The sequence below is a fragment of the Micromonospora sp. HM134 genome (genome assembly GCF_007833915.1).
In the GTDB taxonomy this organism is placed as follows: Bacteria; Actinomycetota; Actinomycetes; order Mycobacteriales; family Micromonosporaceae; genus Micromonospora; species Micromonospora wenchangensis.
Genome location: NZ_CP041061.1, coordinates 2,539,588 through 2,557,974, shown reverse-complemented (window position 1 = coordinate 2,557,974; position 18,387 = coordinate 2,539,588). Strand labels below are relative to the sequence as shown.

Sequence of the window (18,387 nt, the reverse complement as noted above, 5' to 3'; positions counted from 1 at the left end):
GAGGTGGGAGCGGCAGCCCTTGTCCGGTGACGGGTCAGCCGTGGGCCTTGCCCCGACCGCCGGGGCCGAGCTTCTTGCGGGGGCGTACCGAGATTTCCACCGGGCTGCCCTCGAAGCCGAACTCCTCGCGGAGCTTGCGCTCGACGAAACGCTGGTAGCCGGCGTCCAGGGGAGCGGTGGTGAACAGCACGAACCGCGGCGGGGAGACACCCGCCTGGGTGGCGAAGAGGATCTTCGGGGCCCGGCCGCCGCGCACCGGGTGCGGGGTGGCCTGCACCAGGGCGGTGAGCCACTGGTTGAGTTGCGCGGTGGGCACCCGGGTCTCCCAGCTCGCCAGCGCCTTGCGCAGCGCGGGGGCGAGCTTGTCGACGGCCCGGCCGGTCTGCGCCGACAGGTTGAGCCGGATCGCCCAGGGGATGCGGCGCAGCTCCCGGTCGATCTCCTTGTCCAGGTAGTACCGGCGGTCGGCGTCGACCAGGTCCCACTTGTTGAAGGCGATCACCAGCGCCCGGCCGGCCTCGACGACCATGGTCAGGATCCGCTGGTCCTGTTCGCTGATCGGCTCGCTGGAGTCGAGCAGCACCACCGCCACCTCGGCCGCCTCGATCGCCCCGGCGGTGCGCAGGCTGGCGTAGTACTCGGTGCCGCTGGCCTTGCCGACCCGCTTGCGCAGCCCGGCGGTGTCGACCAGTTGCCAGGTTTCGCCGCCGATCTCGACGAGGCTGTCCACCGGGTCGACGGTGGTGCCGGCGACCGAGTCGACGACCGCCCGTTCCTCTCCGGAGAACCGGTTGAGCAGGCTGGACTTGCCGACGTTGGGCCGGCCGACCAGGGCCACCCGGCGGGGGCCGCGCGGCCGGTTCTCGACGATCTTGGGGGCCTCGGGCAGGGCGTCGAGGATGGCGTCGAGCAGTTCCCCGGAGCCCCGGCCGTGCAGGGCGGAGACCGGGTGCGGCTCGCCGAGCCCCAGCGACCACAGCGAGGTGGCCTCCAGCTCGATGGCGCTGTTGTCGGTCTTGTTGGCCACCAGGATCACCGGCTTGGCGCTGCGACGCAGCATCCGCACTGCGGCCTCGTCCACGTCGGTCGAGCCGACCATCGCGTCGACCACGAAGATCACCACGTCGGCGGTGAGCACCGCCGTCTCGGCCTGCGCGGCGATGGCCGCCGCCCGGTCCTTCGCGTCCGGTTCCCAACCGCCGGTGTCCACCACGGTGAACGAGCGGCCGTTCCACTGCGCGTCGTACGGCACGCGGTCCCGGGTCACCCCGGGGGTGTCCTCGACGACCGCCTGCCGGCGGCCGATGAGCCGGTTGACCAGCGTCGACTTGCCCACGTTGGGGCGGCCGACGACGGCCACCACCGGCTGCGGGCCGGTCGGCTCGTCGGTCTCGACGTCCGGTTCGCGTAGCTCCACCCAGCCGTCACTCATGCCACTCCCCGTTCGGTGAGCAGCCCACGCAGCCGGTCGACGACCTCGTCGATGCCCAGCTCGGTGGTGTCCAGTTCGACGGCGTCGGCGGACTGCCGCAGCGGGTCGACGGTGCGGGTGGAGTCGAGGCGGTCCCGGCGGGCCAGGTCGGCGGCGGTCGCCGCGACGTCGACGGCGTCCTCGGCGCTGCGTCGCCGGGCCCGGGCCGCCTCGGAGGCGGTCAGGTAGACCTTCAGGTCGGCGTCGGGGGCCACCACGGAAGCGATGTCCCGCCCCTCGACGACGATCCGGCCGGCGTGGGTGATCAGTTCCCGCTGCCGGGCCACGAGCAGCGCCCGCACCGCCGGGACGGCGGCCACCGCGGAGACCGCGCCGGTCACCTCGGGACCCCGGATCTCCCGGTCGACGTTCACCCCGTCGACGGTCACGGCGTACCCCTGGGGGTCGGTGCCGATGCGCAGCTCGACCTCCTCGGCGACCTTGCCCACCGCGGCGGCGTCGGTCAGGTCGACGCCGGAACGCAGCACCGCCCAGGTGATCGCCCGGTACATCGCGCCGGTGTCCAGGTAGCGGGCACCGAGGCCGGCGGCGAGCCGCCGCGAGACGGTGGACTTCCCCGAACCGGACGGCCCGTCCACAGCGACCACGCAGCGCCCGGCCCGTACGTTTTCCTCCACCGTTGTCCTCCTCAGCCCGTACCTCGCGGGTCGCCGGTCGTCCCGACGCCGTTGAGCGGTCGTCCATCGTCGTCCATCATCCCGCGCCTCGCGGGTCTCCTCCGCGCCGCCGGGGGCGGCGCACGCCACCACAGGCCCGCGGGCCGCGTGGAAGCCTACCGGCACACGTACCCGCTGCGACGGGGTCAGTCACCCACGGCCTTGAACAGGGCGGCGACCTCCGCGTTGGTCAGCCGCCGGATCCGCCCGGTGCGCAGGTCACCGAGCTTGATCGGCCCGATCGAGGTACGCACCAGCCGGGACACCGGGTGCCCGACCTCGGCCAGCAGCCGCCGGACGATGTGTTTGCGCCCCTCGTGCAGGCTCAGCTCCACCTGGGCGGTTCGCCCCAGGGTGTCCACCACCTTGAACGAGTCGACCTTCACCGGCCCGTCCTCCAGCTCGACGCCGGCCAGCAGCCGCTTGCCGAGGTTACGCGGGATCGGCCCGGCCACCTCGGCCAGGTAGGTCTTGAGCACCTGGTACGACGGGTGCATCAGCTTGTGGGTCAGGGTGCCGTCGTTGGTGAGCAGCAGCAGTCCCTCGCTGTCGGCGTCGAGCCGCCCGACGTGGTAGACCCGCTGCTCGACCCGGTTGCCGATGAACTCGGCCAGCTCGTTGCGGCCCTTCTCGTCGGCCATCGTGGTGACCACCCCGCGCGGCTTGTTCATCGCCACGTACACCAGGCGGTTGTCGGCCTGGAGGCGTTCCCCGTCGACGTGGATCACGGCGGTGGCGGGGTCGACCTTGTCCCCGAGTTGGGCGACCCGCCCGTTCACGGTCACCCGACGCCGGAAGATCAGATCCTCGCAGGCGCGTCGGGAGCCGACGCCGGCGGCGGCGAGCACCTTCTGGAGGCGCTCGGCACCCTCGTAGACGGGGGCGTCGGGCTTGGGGGAACGGCTATCGCGTGGCATCGGCAAGCTCTTCTACGTCGTCGGGGAGGAACGGGGCGAGCGGGGGCAGGTCGGCGACCGAGTCCAGGCCCAGCTTCTCCAGGAACATCGTGGTGGTCCGGTAGAGGAACGCCCCACTGTCCGGTTCGGCGCCGCACTCCTCGACCAACCCTCGGGAGACCAGGGTACGGAGCACCCCGTCGCAGTTGACACCCCGGATGGCCGACACCCGACCCCGGGTCACCGGCTGCTTGTAGGCGACCACCGCGAGTGTCTCCAGGGCGGCCTGGGTCAACCGGACCGACTGCCCGTCCAGCACGAACCGTTCCACGTGCGCCGCGTATTCCGGCCTGGTGTAGAGCCGCCAGCCGCCAGCCGCCCGGCGAAGCTCGAACCCGTGCCCGGCGGCGGTGTAGCCGGCCGCGATGTCGTCGAGCACCGGGCCGATCCGCTCCGGGGACTGCTCCAGCACCTGCGCCAGCACCAGTTCGCTGACCGGTTCGTCGACCACCAGCAGGATGGCCTCCAACGCGCCGCGCAGCTCCGCCTCGTCGAGTTCGGGTGCCGGCGGCGGGGCGACCGTCGCCCGCCGTCGCCCGGCCGGCTGCCGCTTCGGTACGCCCGCCGCGCCCCGCTCCCCCGCCGCGTCCGGATTGGCACCGCTGCCGCCCGTCCCGCTGTCCCCGGTTGCGGCCTCGGCCGCACCGGGACTGATCCCCTGGAAAGCGACCGTTCCGGCGTCTGCCGCCCCGGCGTCTACCGTCTCGGCACCCGATGCCTCAGCGTCGGCCACTTCGGCGTCGGCTGCCGCCGGGTCGGCCGCTGCCGTTGGCCCGGGAACCGTGTCCGTCGGGGGCACACCGGGAGCGTCCACGCCCTCGGGCTCGGCCGGGGTGGCAGCCGGCTTCCGCGTGGGGGCGGGCCGCTCCCACGGGGGGATCCAGGCGGCGGCCTGGTCGGCCAGCGAGTCCCGACGCTCCTCGTCGTTCATCACGTCACTCCTGCATCGATGCGGGCTCGTCCACCGTCCCGGCCGACGCCGGATCGGCAGGCCCCGGGCCGGCGGACACCGGGTCGGCGGCGTCCGGGGCGGGGTCCACCACGGCGGGCGCGGCACCGGCCGGGTCGGGGTCGGCGGGGGTTCCGGCGTACTCGTCGACGTGCAGCTCGGCACCGCCCTCGGCGGGGCCGGTCCAGCGCACCGTCAGCTCCTCCAGGGCCTCCTCCTGGACGAACGCGACCAGCCCCTCCCGGTACAGCTCCAGCAGGGCCAGGAAGCGGGCCACCACCTCCAGGGTGATCTCGCAGTCGGCGCAGAGCAGGGCGAAGGTGGCGATCCCGGCCCGGCGTAGCCGCTCGGCGAGGACCGCCGCGTGTTCCCGCACGCTGACCCGGACCAGGTGCACGTGCGCGATGGACACCTCAGGCACCGGTTTCGGGGTCATCGCCCGCACGGCGAGCTTCAGCAGCCGTTCCGGGCCGATGCCGAGCACCAGGTCGGGCAGGGCCTCGGCGTAGCGGGGTTCCAGGGTGACCGCCCGCGGGTACCGTCGCCCGCCGACCGCCTCCAGCTCGGCGATGTGCGCCGCCGCCTCCTTGTACGCCTTGTACTGCAACAGCCGGGCGAAGAGCAGGTCCCGCGCCTCCAGCAGGGCGAGGTCCTCCTCGTCCTCCACCTCGGCCGACGGCAGCAGCCGGGCCGCCTTCAGGTCGAGCAGGGTGGCGGCGATGAGCAGGAACTCGCTGGTCTCGTCGAGGTCCCACTCGTCGCCCATGGCGCGGATGTAGGAGATGAACTCGTCGGTGACGGTGTGCAACGCCACCTCGGTGACGTCCAGCTTGTGTTTGCTGATCAGTTGCAGCAGCAGGTCGAACGGGCCGGTGAAGTTCGCCAGCCGGACGGTGAAGCCGCCGCTCTGCCCGGCCTGCGGCACCCCCGCCGGGTCGGTCGCCACGTCGGCGGCGACCTCGGCGGCCAGCACGGGCGGCTGCTCCGGGGTCGTCGGCGGGTCCAGCGGCGGCGCGGTCACCGGACGACCGTAGTCCACGTCCCGGACGTCGTCGCCGTCCGGGACGCCCCGGCGTGCACCCCGGCCTACCGGTCGGCCTGGGCCGCGATCACCTCACGGGCCAACTGCCGGTAGTTGCGGGCCCCCGAGGAGGCCGGGTCGAGGGTGGTGATCGGCGCACCGGCCACCGTGGACTCGGGGAACTTGACCGTCTTGGTGATGACGGTCTGGTAGACCTTGTCGCCGAACGCCTCGACCACCCGTTGCAGCACCTGCCGGCAGTGGGTGGTGCGGCTGTCGTACATGGTGGCGAGGATGCCCTCGAGCTCCAGGTCGAAGTTGAGCCGCTCGCGGACCTTGTCGATGGTGTCCAGCAGCAGCGCCACCCCGCGCAGGCTGAAGAACTCGCATTCCAGGGGGATGAGCACCCCGTGCGCGACGGTCAACGCGTTGATCGCCAGCAGACCCAGCGAGGGCTGGCAGTCGATCAGGATGTAGTCGTACTCCTTGCGGATGGTGCGCAGGACCCGGGCCAGGGCCATCTCCCGGGCGACCTCGTTGACCAGCTGGATCTCGGCGGCCGACAGGTCGATGTTGGCGGGCAGCAGGTGCAGGCCGGCCACGTCCGTCTTGATCAGGACGTCCTCGGCGATGACGTCGTCCTGCATGAGCAGGTTGTAGACGGACAGGTCGAGGTTGTGCGGGTTGACCCCGAGGCCCACCGACAGGGCGCCCTGCGGGTCGAAGTCGACCAGCAGCACCTTGCGGCCGTACTCGGCCAGGGCCGCGCCCAGGTTGATGGTGGTGGTGGTCTTGCCCACCCCACCCTTCTGGTTGGCCATCGCGATGATCCGCGCCGGGCCGTGCCGGTCGGTGGGCATCGGCTCGGGGATCGGCTTGCGCATCGTGTAGGCGGCCGGATCGGCCGGGCCCAGGTCGGCGCCGAGCGACGCCTGCTGCTCACGGAGCTCCGACGTCCAGGCGTCGGCACGGTCACCGTTGCCAGCCATGTCCTCGTTGCCCCCTCCCGACGACCACCCGGCGTCGGAACTGTCCGACGTCCTTCGCGGCGCCGCTGCGCACCCCGGTTGTCGCCCAGGAGGTCCGCGCCGATGCCGACTCTACGCCACCGACGACCAGCGCGTTCGGCACCGGTCCGGCGTGTCGGGCATAGCGGCCGGTCAGCGGGCCGGCGGGGGGTCCGCGTCGCGGGCGCGGGGGTGGGTGGTGGCGTACACCTCGCGGAGCCGGTCCACGGTGACCAACGTGTACACCTGGGTGGTGGTGACCGAGGCGTGGCCGAGCAACTCCTGCACCACCCGCACGTCCGCGCCGCCGTCGAGCAGGTGCGTGGCGTAGCAGTGACGCAGGGTGTGCGGGGAGACCGCGTGCGGCCCGTCCACCGGCAGTCCGGCCCGCCCGGCGGCCCGCCGCAGCACGGTCCACGCCCCCTGCCGGGTCAGCGGCCCGCCCCGGGCGTTGACGAAGACCGTCGGGGTGCCCCGCCCTGCGGCCACCAGCGCCGGGCGGGCCCGGACCAGGTAGGCGCGCAGCGCGTCGACGGCGTACCCGCCGATCGGCACCAGCCGGGTCCGGCCGCCCTTGCCGCGCAGCAGGGCGGTGCCCTCGTCGACGTCCAGGTCGTCGACGGCCGCACCGACCGCCTCGGAGATCCGCGCGCCGGTGCCGTACAGGAACTCCAGCAGCGCCCGGTCGCGCAGGGCCAGGGCCGCCCCGTCGCCGGTGGCGGTGACCGGGCCGGCGGTCTCCAGCAGCCGGACCACGTCGTCGACCGGCAGCGCCCGGGGCAGCCGCCGGGCCGGGGTGGGCGGGCGCACGTCGCGGCTGGGGTCGTCGCCGGCCAGGCCCTCACGGACGGCGAACCGGTGCAGCCCGCGCACGGCGGACGCGGCCCGCGCCGCCGAGGTCACCGCCAGCGGCGGATGGTCGTCGTCACCGGCACGCAGCCGGGCCAGGTGCGCCTCGACCTGCCCGGCGTCGACGGCGGCCAGGTCGCGTACCCCGGCGGCGGCCAGGGTGTCCAGGTAACGGTCCAGGTCCCGCCGGTACGAGGTGAGGGTGTTCGCCGACAGTCCCCGCTCGACGGTGAGGTGGTCGAGGTAGCCGCGCACGGCCCGCCGCAGGGCCGGCGCGGGCTCCCCGCCGGCCCCGTCACCTGTCGCCCCCGGCACCTCGTCCCTGGCCGCATGGGGCACGGCGTCGGGTGCCGGGGCGTGCGTCGTCCACCCGGTCAGGCCAGCACCTCGTCCAGCGGGAGGGTGGTCATGCCGTGCGCCTCGGCGACCGGGCCGTAGACGACCTGCCCGTCGTGGGTGTTCAGGCCCAGCGCCAGGGCGGGGTCGTGGCGCAACGCGTCACGCCAGCCCTGGTTGGCAAGCTCCAGAGCGTACGGGAGGGTGACGTTGGTCAGCGCGTAGGTGCTGGTGTGCGGCACCGCGCCGGGCATGTTCGCCACGCAGTAGAAGATCGAGTCGTGCACCTGGTAGGTCGGCTCGGCGTGGGTGGTGGGGCGGGAGTCCTCGAAGCAGCCACCCTGGTCGATGGAGATGTCGACAAGCACGCTGCCCGGCTTCATCCGGGACACCAGCTCGTTGGAGATCAGCATCGGGGCCTTCGCGCCCGGCACGAGGACCGCGCCGATGACCAGGTCCGCGTCGAGCACCGCCCGTTCGATCTCGTACGCGTTGGAGGCGACCGTCTGCAGGTGGCCCCGGTAGATCGCGTCGGCCTGCCGCAGCCGGGCCACGTTCTTGTCCAGCAGCAGCACCTCGGCCTGCAGGCCCAGCGCGATCGCGGCGGCGTTCATCCCGGACACGCCCGCGCCGATGACGACGGTCTTCGCCGCGTACACCCCGGAGACGCCGCCCATCAGAATTCCTCGGCCGCCGCCCTGCCGCTGCAGGTGGTACGCGCCGACCTGCGGGGCGAGCCGACCGGCCACCTCGGACATCGGGGCGAGCAGCGGCAGCGACCGGTCGGGCAGCTCGACGGTCTCGTAGGCGATGCCGGTGACCCTCCGGTCGACCAGCGCGTCGGTGCACTCCTTGGACGCGGCCAGGTGCAGGTAGGTGAAGAGCACCTGCCCGGCGCGCATCCGGTGGTACTCCTCGGCGATCGGCTCCTTCACCTTCAGCACCAGCTCGGCGGTGTCCCACACCTCGTCGGCGGTGCCGAGGATGGTGGCCCCGGCGGCGGTGAACTCGTCGTCGGTGAGGCTGGACCCGACGCCGGCGCCGGCCTCGACGAAGACCTGGTGACCGTGGCGGACGAACTCGTTGACGCCCGCGGGCGTGATCGCCACGCGGTACTCGTGGTTCTTGACCTCGCGGGGGATTCCGACCTTCACGTAAGACACCCTTCTCCGGGGTGCCGCACCCCGGACTGCGCGGCGCCCCCGCCGGCTCCGTTGCCGACGCGGTCCACCGGTCCCGCCGGCGGCAGTCTAGGCGCGCCACCCTCCCCCGACGGGCGGCACAGTGACAACCGGTGCCCGATGCGCCTGACGGTGTGTCAGGCGTACCGCGCGGGCCTGCCGTTCGGCGTCACACCCATCGTCGCACCGCGCGGCCCCGACCGCCGGACGGGAAACGCTCCCGCAACGACGTCGTGACGCACCGCGCCGGCCGGATGGGCAGACGACGCAGGGGCCGCGCGGCGTACCGCGGCGGCCCCTGTCGGCGGACGGATCAGCGGTGCAGCGGGGTGTCGGCGCGGCGCAGCACCGCCCAGCCGGCGTCGCGGGCCCGCGCGGCGGCCAGCAGCCCGGCCACGCACGGACCATTGGTGATCTCCCCGGCCAGCGCCATGCCGACCGCCTCGTCCAGGTCGATCCGGACGACCTGCAGGTCGGCCTCCTCGTCGTGCCGCTCGTGCCGCTGCCCGACGGGCACCTCGGCCAGCTCGCGGGCGAGGAACACCCGGACCACCTCGTCGGAGAAACCCGGCGAGGTGTGCACGTCGACCAGCAGGTCCCACCGGGCGGCGGTCAGGTCGGCCTCCTCGGCCAACTCACGGGCGGCGGCCACCGGCAGATCCTCGCCGTCGACGTCCATCAGCCCGGCGGGCAGCTCCCACAGGTGCCGTCCGACCGGCTGCCGGTACTGGCGCACCAGCACCACCTGACCGGCGTCGTCGAGGGCGACCACGGCGACCGCGCCGACGTGCCGGGCGTAGTCGCGGGTGGCGGTGCCCCCACCGGGCATGGTCACCTCGTCGGTGACCACCGTGAAGATCCGCCCGGCGTACCGCTGCACCCGGGAACGCAGCTCGTAGCGGTGCTCGACGGCGCTCACGACGCGGACGACGCCGTCGCCGGGGCGCCGTTGCGGGACGCGTTCCTCGCCGCCTGCGTCCCCTTCCTCGCCGTCTCGGTCGTCGCCGCCCCGGGCGCCGGGTCGAGGTCCACCGGCAGCTGGTCGGCCTGCGAGTACGCCACGGCCGCCTTGACGAACCCGGCGAACAGCGGGTGCGGGCGGGTCGGGCGGCTCTTCAGCTCCGGGTGCGCCTGGGTCGCCACGAAGAACGGGTGCAGGCTGCGGTCCAGCTCCACGAACTCGACCAGCCGGCCGTCCGGGGAGGTGCCGGAGATGTGCAGGCCCGCCTTGGTGAGCTGGTCCCGGTAGGCGTTGTTCACCTCATAGCGGTGCCGGTGCCGTTCGCTGATCTCGGTGGCGCCGTACGCCTCGGCCACGATCGACCCCTCGGCCAGCGTCGCCGGGTACGCCCCCAGCCGCATGGTGCCACCCAGGTCACCCCGGCCGGCGACGATGTCCTCCTGGTCGGCCATGGTGGCGATGACCGGGTGCTTGGCCTCCTCGTCGAATTCGAGGGAGTTCGCCGCGTCCAGGCCGGCCAGGTGGCGGGCCACCTCGATCGTCATGCACTGCAGGCCGAGGCAGAGTCCGAGCAACGGCACCCCGTTCTCCCGGGCGTACCGGGCGGTGCCGATCTTGCCCTCGATGCCGCGGACACCGAACCCGCCGGGGATGACGATGCCGTCCGCACCGGCCAGGGCCGCCGCCGCGCCGGCCGGGGTGACGCAGTCGTCGCTGGGCACCCAGCGCAGCTGCACCCGGGCCCGGTGGCCGAACCCGGCGGCCCGGATCGCCTCACTGACCGACAGGTAGGCGTCGGGCAGGTCGACGTACTTGCCGACGACCGCCACGGTGACCGTGTGGTGCGGCTGGTGCACCCGCTCCAGCAGGTCGTCCCAGCGGGTCCAGTCGACGTCACGGAACGACAGGCCGAGCCGGCGCACCACGTACGCGTCGAGCCCCTCACGGTGCAGCACCTTGGGGATGTCGTAGATGCTCGGCGCGTCCGGGGCGGCCACGACCGCCTCGGCGTCCACGTCGCAGTAGAGCGACAGCTTCTCCTTGAGCTTCTCCGGGATCTCCCGGTCGCAGCGCAGCACGATCGCGTCGGGCTGGATGCCGATGTTGCGCAGCTGCGCCACCGAGTGCTGGGTCGGCTTGGTCTTCAGCTCCCCCGACGGCGCCAGGTAGGGCACCAGCGACACGTGCAGGTAGAAGCAGTTGTCCCGGCCCAGGTCGTGGCGCACCTGCCGGATCGCCTCCAGGAACGGCAGCGACTCGATGTCGCCGACGGTGCCGCCGACCTCGGTGATCACCACGTCGGGGATCTGGCCGTCGGCGTCCGGGTCGGCCATGCCGAGGATCCGCGCCTTGATCTCGTTGGTGATGTGCGGGATGACCTGGACGGTGTCGCCCAGGTACTCGCCGCGCCGCTCCTTGGCGATCACGTCGGAGTAGATCTGGCCGGTGGTGACGTTGGCCTTGCCGGAGAGGTCCCGGTCGAGGAAACGCTCGTAGTGCCCGACGTCGAGGTCGGTCTCCGCGCCGTCCTCGGTGATGAACACCTCGCCGTGCTGGAACGGGTTCATCGTCCCGGGGTCGACGTTGAGGTAGGGGTCGAGCTTCTGCATGACCACCCGCAGCCCGCGTGCGGTGAGCAGATTGCCGAGACTGGAGGCGGTGAGGCCCTTACCGAGCGAGGAGGCGACGCCCCCGGTGACGAAGATGTGCCGGGTCGTCCGTGCTGAAGGGGCCAAGGCCTGCTCCCGTGTCGTCCGTAGCGGTCGTGCGAACCGCCGTGCCGATCAAGTGATCACGCGATCCACGGGATTCCACGGTAACACCTCCCCCGGGGCCACCCGGCGTCGCATCCGACCTCGGGCTATCCGGTCCCGACGCCGGGCCGGCCGGCCGCCGCCCCGGTCGCGGTCGACACCCCCGGCGCGGCGGTCCGCGCCACCGGCACCCGCGTCGCGCTGCGCCCCGCCGGCCGCGTCCCGGCGTCCGGGCCGCCGGCACCACCGTCGACCGGCCCGGCCGTCCCGCCACCGTCGGACGCCGCCGCCGTGGCGTCGGTGCCGTCGCCCGCCCGGGCCGCCCCGCCGTCGTCGGGTCGCCCGCCGGTGGGGTCACCGCCGGACGGGCCACCACCCGGGCCGTCCGGACGCGGCTGGCCGGTACCCGGCTGGGTACGGTCGGTGGAGTGGTCCAGCACCCGCAGCGAGGCCAGCGCCGCCATCGGCACCACCAGCGCCCCGGCCGCCCCGGCCACGTCCAGCGCCGCACCGCCGAGCAGCCCGGCGATCACCGCGGCCAGCGCCGTGCCGGCGAACGCCGCCCGGATCGCCGGGTAGATGCCGAACAGCCGCATCAGCCCACCCCAGGGTTGCAGCAGCGCGAACCACACCAGCAGCACACCGACCACCGCCAGCACCGTCAACGGGCTGTTCACCAACGTCTGGAAGTTCGCCGTGCTGGACCGGTGCACGGTCAACCCGCCGGTACCCTCCCCCAGTGCGGTCAGGAACCGGCCCAACGCCCCCCGCTCCTCCACCGGCCGACGCAGGTCCACCACGGCGAACCCGATGGTCAACGCCAACCCGGCCATGGTCGCCCAGACCAGCCGGCTGACCGTCAACCAGCCGCCGGTGCTGATCGCGGCGGCCACCGCCACCCCGGCGGTCAACGCGATCGCACCGATCGAGTCGGCCCCCAGATAGGGGCTACCGACCACCACCACGGCCAACCCGCCGACCGCCACCACCACCATCGGCCGCCACTGCCGGCGGACCCGCTGCGCCAGCCACCCGGCGCAGAGCAGCGAACCGGCGAGGAACACGCCCAGGCCCACCGTGCCGAGGCCGGAGAACCGGCCACCCTCCAGGGCCGAGTAGCCGACCACCCCGTTGAGCTGCAACCGGGCCCCGCTGAGCACGTCCGCGCCGACCACCAGGGTGGCCAGGCCGGCGACCGCGCCGAGCGGGCCGAGGGTGCGGTCGTGGCCGGGGGTGAACCGGACCAGGGCCGTCGCGCCGACGATCAACGCGACCGTCACCCCGGCGAAGTAGACGCCGGCGTGCCCACCCCGCCACCACGGCACCGCGTCGGCGAGCAGGGCCGCGGGCACCGCCAACGCGACGGCGATCAGCAGCAGCTCCACGGTCGCCACGATCCGCGGCGACACCGGCGGCCGGCTGTGCGGGCCGGCCAGCCGCCGCGCCCGACGCAGCAGCGGCAGCACCGCGACGGCCAGGATGATCTGGGCGGCGGCGAGCAGCCCGAAGAACCAGCCGGCAACGGCCCGCTGGGCGGCGGCCTCCCGGTCGGCGTCGGCCGGCGCGGCGATGGCACTGGCCAGGTCGTCCGGGCGACCCTCCACCTTCACCGCCGACCGGCCCAGGAAGAGCCGCTCGGGCATCGGCCGGCCCAGCGCCGTCAACGCCGTCGGCGCGAGGTCGACCAGTTGCAGGTACCCCTCCCGACCGGTGCTCGCGGAGGTGAGCCAACCGTGCTCCCACCCCGGCCCGTCGGCGACGACCACGTGCAGCCGGGCCGGCGCCTCCGTGTCGGACACCCCGGCGACCAGCACCAGGGACCGTTGCGGCCGGGCCGCCAGCACCTTCGCCAACGCCTCGTCGGCCCGCCGGGCGTCGGCCCGCCGGTCGGCCGGGTCGGTGCCGCTGACCGTGCCCAGGTCGACGATGCTCAGCACACACGAACCGAGCAACCCGGCCGGATCGGCCGGCAACGCCGGGGCGTACCGGTCGACGCGGCCGAAGGGTCGGGCGGCGGCGACGGCCGCACCGGGGCCGACCGCCACCGAGCAGCGCACCGACTCCGACAGCGAACCGGGCACCGTGCCCCAGGGCTGCCGGTCGGCGTTGTAGGCGACCACCCGTTCCTGGTCGGGCAGGTTGGCGCCGATCCCGTCGGGCTGCTCCACCGTCACCGCCGCCGGCGGGCACCCGCCCGGCTGACGGCTGCCGTTCCAGCCCGCGTAGCTGCCCGCGCCGAGGGTGAGCCAGCCGTCCACCGGGCACGTCGGGCGGTGCGCGGAACGGGTCGACAACGAACCGATGGAACCCTGCTGGGCCATCCGCCACAGCGTCGGGGTGCTCTGCGGGTCGACGTCGGACCAGCGCAGCCCCGCCACCCCGGCCAGCACCACGTAGTCGGCGGTGCGCCGGGGTGGGCTGCTGTCGGGGCGGGCGGCCAGGGCGGTGACCCCGAGCGCCACCACGACCAGGGTGAGCAGGACCGGGGTGAATCGGCGCAGCATCAGGCGCGTCCCGTCGAGGGGGTGTCGGTGCCGGGGGCGGAAGCCCCGGCACGGCCGGCCGGGCCGGCGTCCAGCTCGGTGTAGAGGGCCCGCAGCGCGGCGACGGTGTCGGCCTCGGTGGGCCACGCGGCGGCCCGGGCGGCACCCCGCTTCGCCAGGTCCGCGCGCAGGCTCGGGTCGTCCAGCAGCGACCGGACGGCCGCGTCGACCGCGTCGACGTCACCGGCCGGGACCAGCAACGCGCCGTCACCGACCAGCTCGGGCAGCCCACCGACGGCGGTCGCCACCAGCGGTACGCCGGCGCGCAGCGCCTCCTGGGCGAACAGTTGCCGGGCCTCCCAGTCGCTGGTCACCACCGCCAGGTCGGCCCCGGCGAGCAGGTCCGCCACGTCGGTACGGTGCCCGAGCAGCGTCACCGGGGCACGCTCGGCGGAGATCCGGGCCGCCAACGGCAGGTAGGCGGGGCCACTACCGGCGATCACCACCACCGGCGGCGGGGTGCGGGTACGCCACCGGGCGGCGGCGTCGACGAGCACGTCGTAGCGTTTCTGCGGGTGCAGCCGGCCGACGGAGAGCACCAGCGGCTGCCCGGCGGCGACACCGAACTCGGCGCGTACGGCGACGCGACGCCGACGCGGGGCGGGCAGGGCCGGGGCGGCGACCGGGGCGAGCCGGGCGTCGGTGGCGCCCAGCGCGGCGGCCCGCTGCACCAGGTCGGCGGAGGCGCCCAGGGCGACCCGGGCGGACCGGGCGACGACCCGTTCGGCGAGCCGGGACAGCCGCCCGCGCAGCCCCCCGGCGAGCACCGCGTTGTGCCAGGTGACCACGAGCGGCGCGGCGGGCCGGGCGAGCGCGGCGACCAGCCCGGCGCGCAGCCCGTGGGCGTGCACCACCCGCACGGGCGTGCCGGCCAGCGCCCGGCGCAGCGCGGTGACCGCCCGCGCGTCGGCGGGGGTGGGGTTGGCCGAGATCTCCACCGGGGTGAAGCGGGCCCCGGTGGCGGTGAAGTCGAACTGTTCGGCGGTGGCGGCCGGGCCGCAGACCAGCACCGGCTGGCCGGCCTCGACGAGCCCGCGCGCCACCGACCGGACGTGCTGGCCCACCCCGCCGGTGCTGGAGGCGAGCAGCAGCACCACCGTGCCCCGGGCGTCGGGGGCGGACGTCGCGTCGGTCATGGGGAGAGGGTCTCCTTCCCGTCACCGGCGTCGCGCGCAACGCCGTCCTGCGGGTCACCCGCCGGTCGCCGGCCACCCAGCCGACGCCGTACGCCGGTGAGCAGCGGCCCGACGTCCCGCCGGTCCACCAGCCAGGCGACGGCGAGGAACAGCACGCCGACCACGGCCCCGGACAGCATGCCCTGCACGAGTGCCCCGGTTGTCGTCGGGGTGCCGCCACCGGCGGCCAGCCGGGCGGTGAGCCCCCCGGCCGGGGCGGCGACCAGCGCCGCCAGCAGGCCGGCGGTGGCGGCCCGGCCGGTACCGGCCAGCGCCGCCGGCCCGGCGCTGCGGCGTACGGCGACGACCAGCAGCGCCCCGAGCAGCAGCATGCCGACGGAGTTGGCCAGGGTGACGGCCAGCACCCGGTCGGCGCGCGGCAGCAGCGCCGAAAGCGGCAGCGCGACCAGCGGCACCACCAGCCAGCCGGTGGTGATGGCGGCGGTGGCGGCGCGGGTGGCGCCCCGGGCGTAGAGGGCCCGCGACAGCACGGCGAACAGGCCGTAGCCGACCAGTCCGGGGGCGAACCCGGCGATCGCGGCGGCGGTCGGCTCCGCGCCGAGCGGGAAGAACCGGCCGACCGGTTCGGCGGTGCCGATCAGCGCCGCCGCGCCGAGGAAGCCGAACAGCAGCACTCCCCGGGTGGTCGAGGCGACCGTGCTGCGGTAGCCCTGCTCGTCGCCGGACGCGGCGGCGGCCGACAGGCCCGGGTACGCGGCGACCGCCAGCGGCACCGCGAGCACCGCCCACGGCAGCAGGTAGACGGTCTGGGCCAGGTTGTACACCTGCGGGGAGCCGGTCGGGCCGCCGGAGACCCGGTTGAGGATGACCACCAGGGCGAGTTGTTGGGCGGTGACGGTGACCGCCCCGGCGACGGCGAGCCCACCGACGCGGGCCCGCGCGTCGGCGGGGAACGTGTAGCCGGGCCGCCAGGTCAGCCCGAGCCGCCGCAGCGGAACCAGCAGCGACAGCGACAGCACCACCACCCCGAGGGTGGTGCCGCCGGAGAGGATCAGCTCACCGCCCCGGCTCACCTGTGCGATGCTCGCGTCCCGCCCCTGGGTGACGCCGAAGACGAGGTAGACCACCACGACGGTGAGGCTGGACAGCAGCGGCGCGACGACCGGCCAGGCGAACCGGCGGTGCGCCTGGAGCACCCCGGTGAGCACGATCCCGATGCCGTAGAGCGGCAGTTGCGGGGCGAACACCCGCAGCATCCGCGCCCCGGCGGCCAGTTCCGCCGGGGACCGCCCGTCGGAGATCGCCGCCACGATCGGGTCGGCGAACACCGCCACCAGCGCCGCCAGCGGCACCAGCAGGGTCACCGTCCAGGTCAGCAACGCCCCGGTGGTCGCGGCCACCGCCCGCCGGTCACCGGCCGCGACCGGCCCGGCCAGCAGCGGTACGACGAGACTGGCCAACGCCCCGCCGGCGACGATCTCGAAGATGATGTTCGGCACGGTGTTGGCGATGACGTACATGCCGCCGAGGTCGCTGCGTTCGACGACCCAGGTGAACACGGCGGTCCGGCCGAACCCGGCCAGCCGGGCCAGGACGGTGAGCACGGCGATCAGGGCGGCGGCGCCGGCCACCCGACCGGTGCCGGCGAGGGGGGCCGGTCTGGTCACGTCAGTCGGATCGCCGGCCCAGCGCGTCGAGTTCCCGCAGCACCGGGGTGCGCTGGATGACCGCCGTGAAGCTGACCTTCTCGCTGGCCGCGGTGAGCCCGGCGAGCACCGCGAGCAGCCCGGCCCGGCCGAGGGGGCCGGTGCGGGCGGCCAGGGCCACCCCGAGCAGCGCGCCGAGCGCGTTGGCCCCGCTGTCGCCGATCATCACCCGTTCGCCGAGGTCCTCGTCGAGCAGCCCGGCGGCGGCACCGACCGCACCGGCGGCGATACCGGCGTGCGGGCCACCGGCCAACGGCACACCGAGCAGCACCCCCGACTTCAACGCCCGGCCGGGGCGCAGGTCGAGCAGGTTGAGCAGGTTGGCGGTGCCGGCGACCACACCCGCGCCGAGCAGCACGTCGGCGGTGCGGCCGAGCGCTCCGTGGCGCTGCCGGCGGGGGTGCGCGGCGACCTTCGGGTCGGCGGCGAGCAACACGGCCGCGGCGAGCCCGGCCGCACCCACCCCGGCGACCTTGACCATGCCGGCGGTGACCCGCCCGGCCCGCAGGGCGGCGAGGTGACCGGCGAAACCCTTGGCGGCCTTCTGCTCCGGACGGGCGCCGACCACGTCGTCGTAGAGGCCGACGGCGCCCGCGCCGAGACCGGCGACGAGCACCGCCGCGCCGGCCGGGACACTGGCCGCGCCGAGCGCGCCCGCGCCGGACGCCCCGACGGCCAGCGCCGGCCCGGCGGCGAGGCTGACGGTACGGCCACGGAAGTTGGTCCGCTCCAACGCCGGCGCCGCCGGGGAGGTACGGGCCTCCCGCAGCGCGTACCGGGCGGCGGCGGCACCGGCGGCGGCGGCGAGCAGCCGCCCGATCCCGCTCATGCGGCACCGCCGGACGGCGCGGACGGGTGGTAACCGGTCACCGGGGTACGTGGTTCGTTCACTGGGGCAGTCTAGGCACCAACGTGGCGTTGTCGCCGACGCCGTACTGACCCGTCCGCTTCTCGGTGAGCTGTTGCACCAGGGCCAGGCTGGTGACCAGCTGCCCCTGCACGGTGTTGGCGTTGTCGACGGTGGAGATGGTCTGGGCGAGCACCGGGTCGCCCCGGACCACGGCCACCAGGTTGCCGCCGGCGGAACCGTTGCCGCCGACGACGATCGCGCCGGTCCGGTCGAACTGCTCGGCGATCTTCACCACCGACTCGTCCTTCTTCGCCGAGTCCTTGTCGACGTACGGCTGCCCGCTGACCACCACCACCGCCTCGGCTGGGCCGGTGACCTTCTCCTCGCTGGTCAGATAGCCGGCGTTGACGTACGCGGCCAGCACCGCCCGCCGGTCGGCGTCGGTCACCGGCGGGGTGCCCTGCGGCCGGTCGAGCAGGACGCTGGCCAGCAGGGCGCTGGACGTCTCCACGCCGTTGCCGTTGCCGGGCAGCGCCGAGGCGGGGGCGGTGGGCCGGGCGGCGGTGACGGCCAACTCCATCAGGCTGGTGTTGTTGTCCGGGTTGACGAACTTGTCCTGGATGTCGACCCGGCCGGTCACGGTGGCCCCGGCGGTCTGGAGCATCTTCAGCACGCCCTCGGTGTGCTCCCGCCCGGTCGGCAGGCTGAGCACCATGACCCGCTTGCCGGTCAACTTGCCCGGGAGCATGATCTGCGCGATCTCGGCGGCGAAGTCCTCCTCCATGTCCAGTTCCTTCTGGAGGCTGTTGACCGACTGCCGCATCTGCTGGTTGTCCTTGCGCAGCGAGTTGACGGTCTCCTTGAGCGAGTCGGCGACCGGCCCGTTGAGGGCGGCCGTGCCGACCACCAGGCCGATCGCCAACGCCAGGAAGACCGCGGTCAGGGACACCACGTGGTACCGGAAGTTGATCACGCTTGCAGCCTCTTGAT

15 protein-coding genes are annotated in these 18,387 nt (G+C 74.4%); all 15 read right to left on the bottom strand.

Translation table 11 applies throughout. From position 1 onward, the window contains the following. Positions 1–34 precede the first annotated feature (34 nt). The 15 genes from der to FJK98_RS11365 all read right to left on the bottom strand — a co-directional run bounded on the left by der (position 35) and on the right by FJK98_RS11365 (position 18,370). Positions 35–1,432, bottom strand: coding sequence for a ribosome biogenesis GTPase Der (gene der, locus FJK98_RS11435; protein WP_145918999.1), 1,398 nt, complete (start codon positions 1,430–1,432; stop codon positions 35–37). Continuing rightward, entirely contained in the window at positions 1,429–2,109 is a 681-nt protein-coding gene (gene cmk / locus FJK98_RS11430) for a (d)CMP kinase (RefSeq protein WP_145918998.1), read from the bottom strand. The genes der and cmk overlap by 4 nt, the downstream gene beginning before the upstream one ends. Before the next feature lie 185 nt (positions 2,110–2,294). After that, positions 2,295–3,065 (bottom strand): pseudouridine synthase, encoded by a 771-nt coding sequence (locus FJK98_RS11425; protein WP_088644511.1) that lies wholly within the window; start codon positions 3,063–3,065, stop codon positions 2,295–2,297. Further along, entirely contained in the window at positions 3,052–4,035 is a 984-nt protein-coding gene (gene scpB, locus FJK98_RS11420; RefSeq protein WP_145918997.1) for an SMC-Scp complex subunit ScpB, read from the bottom strand. Before scpB ends, FJK98_RS11425 begins: the two co-directional genes overlap by 14 nt. A gap of 4 nt (positions 4,036–4,039) precedes the next feature. Beyond that, positions 4,040–5,074 (bottom strand): ScpA family protein, encoded by a 1,035-nt coding sequence (locus tag FJK98_RS11415; protein ID WP_145918996.1) that lies wholly within the window; start codon positions 5,072–5,074, stop codon positions 4,040–4,042. Positions 5,075–5,139: 65 nt separating this feature from the next. Continuing rightward, a complete protein-coding gene (locus FJK98_RS11410; protein WP_088644512.1) occupies positions 5,140–6,063 on the bottom strand; it encodes a ParA family protein in 924 nt (307 codons plus the stop codon). Between the two features lie 171 nt (positions 6,064–6,234). Continuing rightward, positions 6,235–7,245, bottom strand: a complete 1,011-nt coding sequence (locus FJK98_RS11405) for a site-specific tyrosine recombinase XerD (RefSeq protein WP_145918995.1) — start codon at positions 7,243–7,245, stop codon at positions 6,235–6,237. A gap of 59 nt (positions 7,246–7,304) precedes the next feature. After that, positions 7,305–8,420, bottom strand: a complete 1,116-nt coding sequence (gene ald / locus FJK98_RS11400; RefSeq protein ID WP_145918994.1) for an alanine dehydrogenase — start codon at positions 8,418–8,420, stop codon at positions 7,305–7,307. 340 nt (positions 8,421–8,760) lie between these two features. Further along, positions 8,761–9,366, bottom strand: coding sequence for an NUDIX domain-containing protein (locus FJK98_RS11395; protein WP_145918993.1), 606 nt, complete (start codon positions 9,364–9,366; stop codon positions 8,761–8,763). Beyond that, entirely contained in the window at positions 9,363–11,144 is a 1,782-nt protein-coding gene (locus FJK98_RS11390; protein WP_145918992.1) for a CTP synthase, read from the bottom strand. The genes FJK98_RS11395 and FJK98_RS11390 overlap by 4 nt, the downstream gene beginning before the upstream one ends. A 125-nt stretch (positions 11,145–11,269) precedes the next feature. Continuing rightward, positions 11,270–13,666, bottom strand: coding sequence for a hypothetical protein (locus FJK98_RS11385; protein WP_145918991.1), 2,397 nt, complete (start codon positions 13,664–13,666; stop codon positions 11,270–11,272). Then, entirely contained in the window at positions 13,666–14,841 is a 1,176-nt protein-coding gene (locus FJK98_RS11380) for a glycosyltransferase family 4 protein (RefSeq protein WP_145918990.1), read from the bottom strand. The genes FJK98_RS11385 and FJK98_RS11380 overlap by 1 nt, the downstream gene beginning before the upstream one ends. Continuing rightward, positions 14,838–16,508: a murein biosynthesis integral membrane protein MurJ gene (murJ, locus tag FJK98_RS11375; protein ID WP_145918989.1), complete on the bottom strand. Its 1,671-nt coding sequence runs from the start codon at positions 16,506–16,508 to the stop codon at positions 14,838–14,840. The genes FJK98_RS11380 and murJ overlap by 4 nt, the downstream gene beginning before the upstream one ends. Before the next feature lies 1 nt (position 16,509). Further along, positions 16,510–17,376, bottom strand: a complete 867-nt coding sequence (locus FJK98_RS11370; RefSeq protein ID WP_145918988.1) for a hypothetical protein — start codon at positions 17,374–17,376, stop codon at positions 16,510–16,512. Between the two features lie 58 nt (positions 17,377–17,434). After that, positions 17,435–18,370 (bottom strand): copper transporter, encoded by a 936-nt coding sequence (locus FJK98_RS11365; protein WP_145918987.1) that lies wholly within the window; start codon positions 18,368–18,370, stop codon positions 17,435–17,437. Between the last annotated feature and the right edge of the window lie 17 nt (positions 18,371–18,387).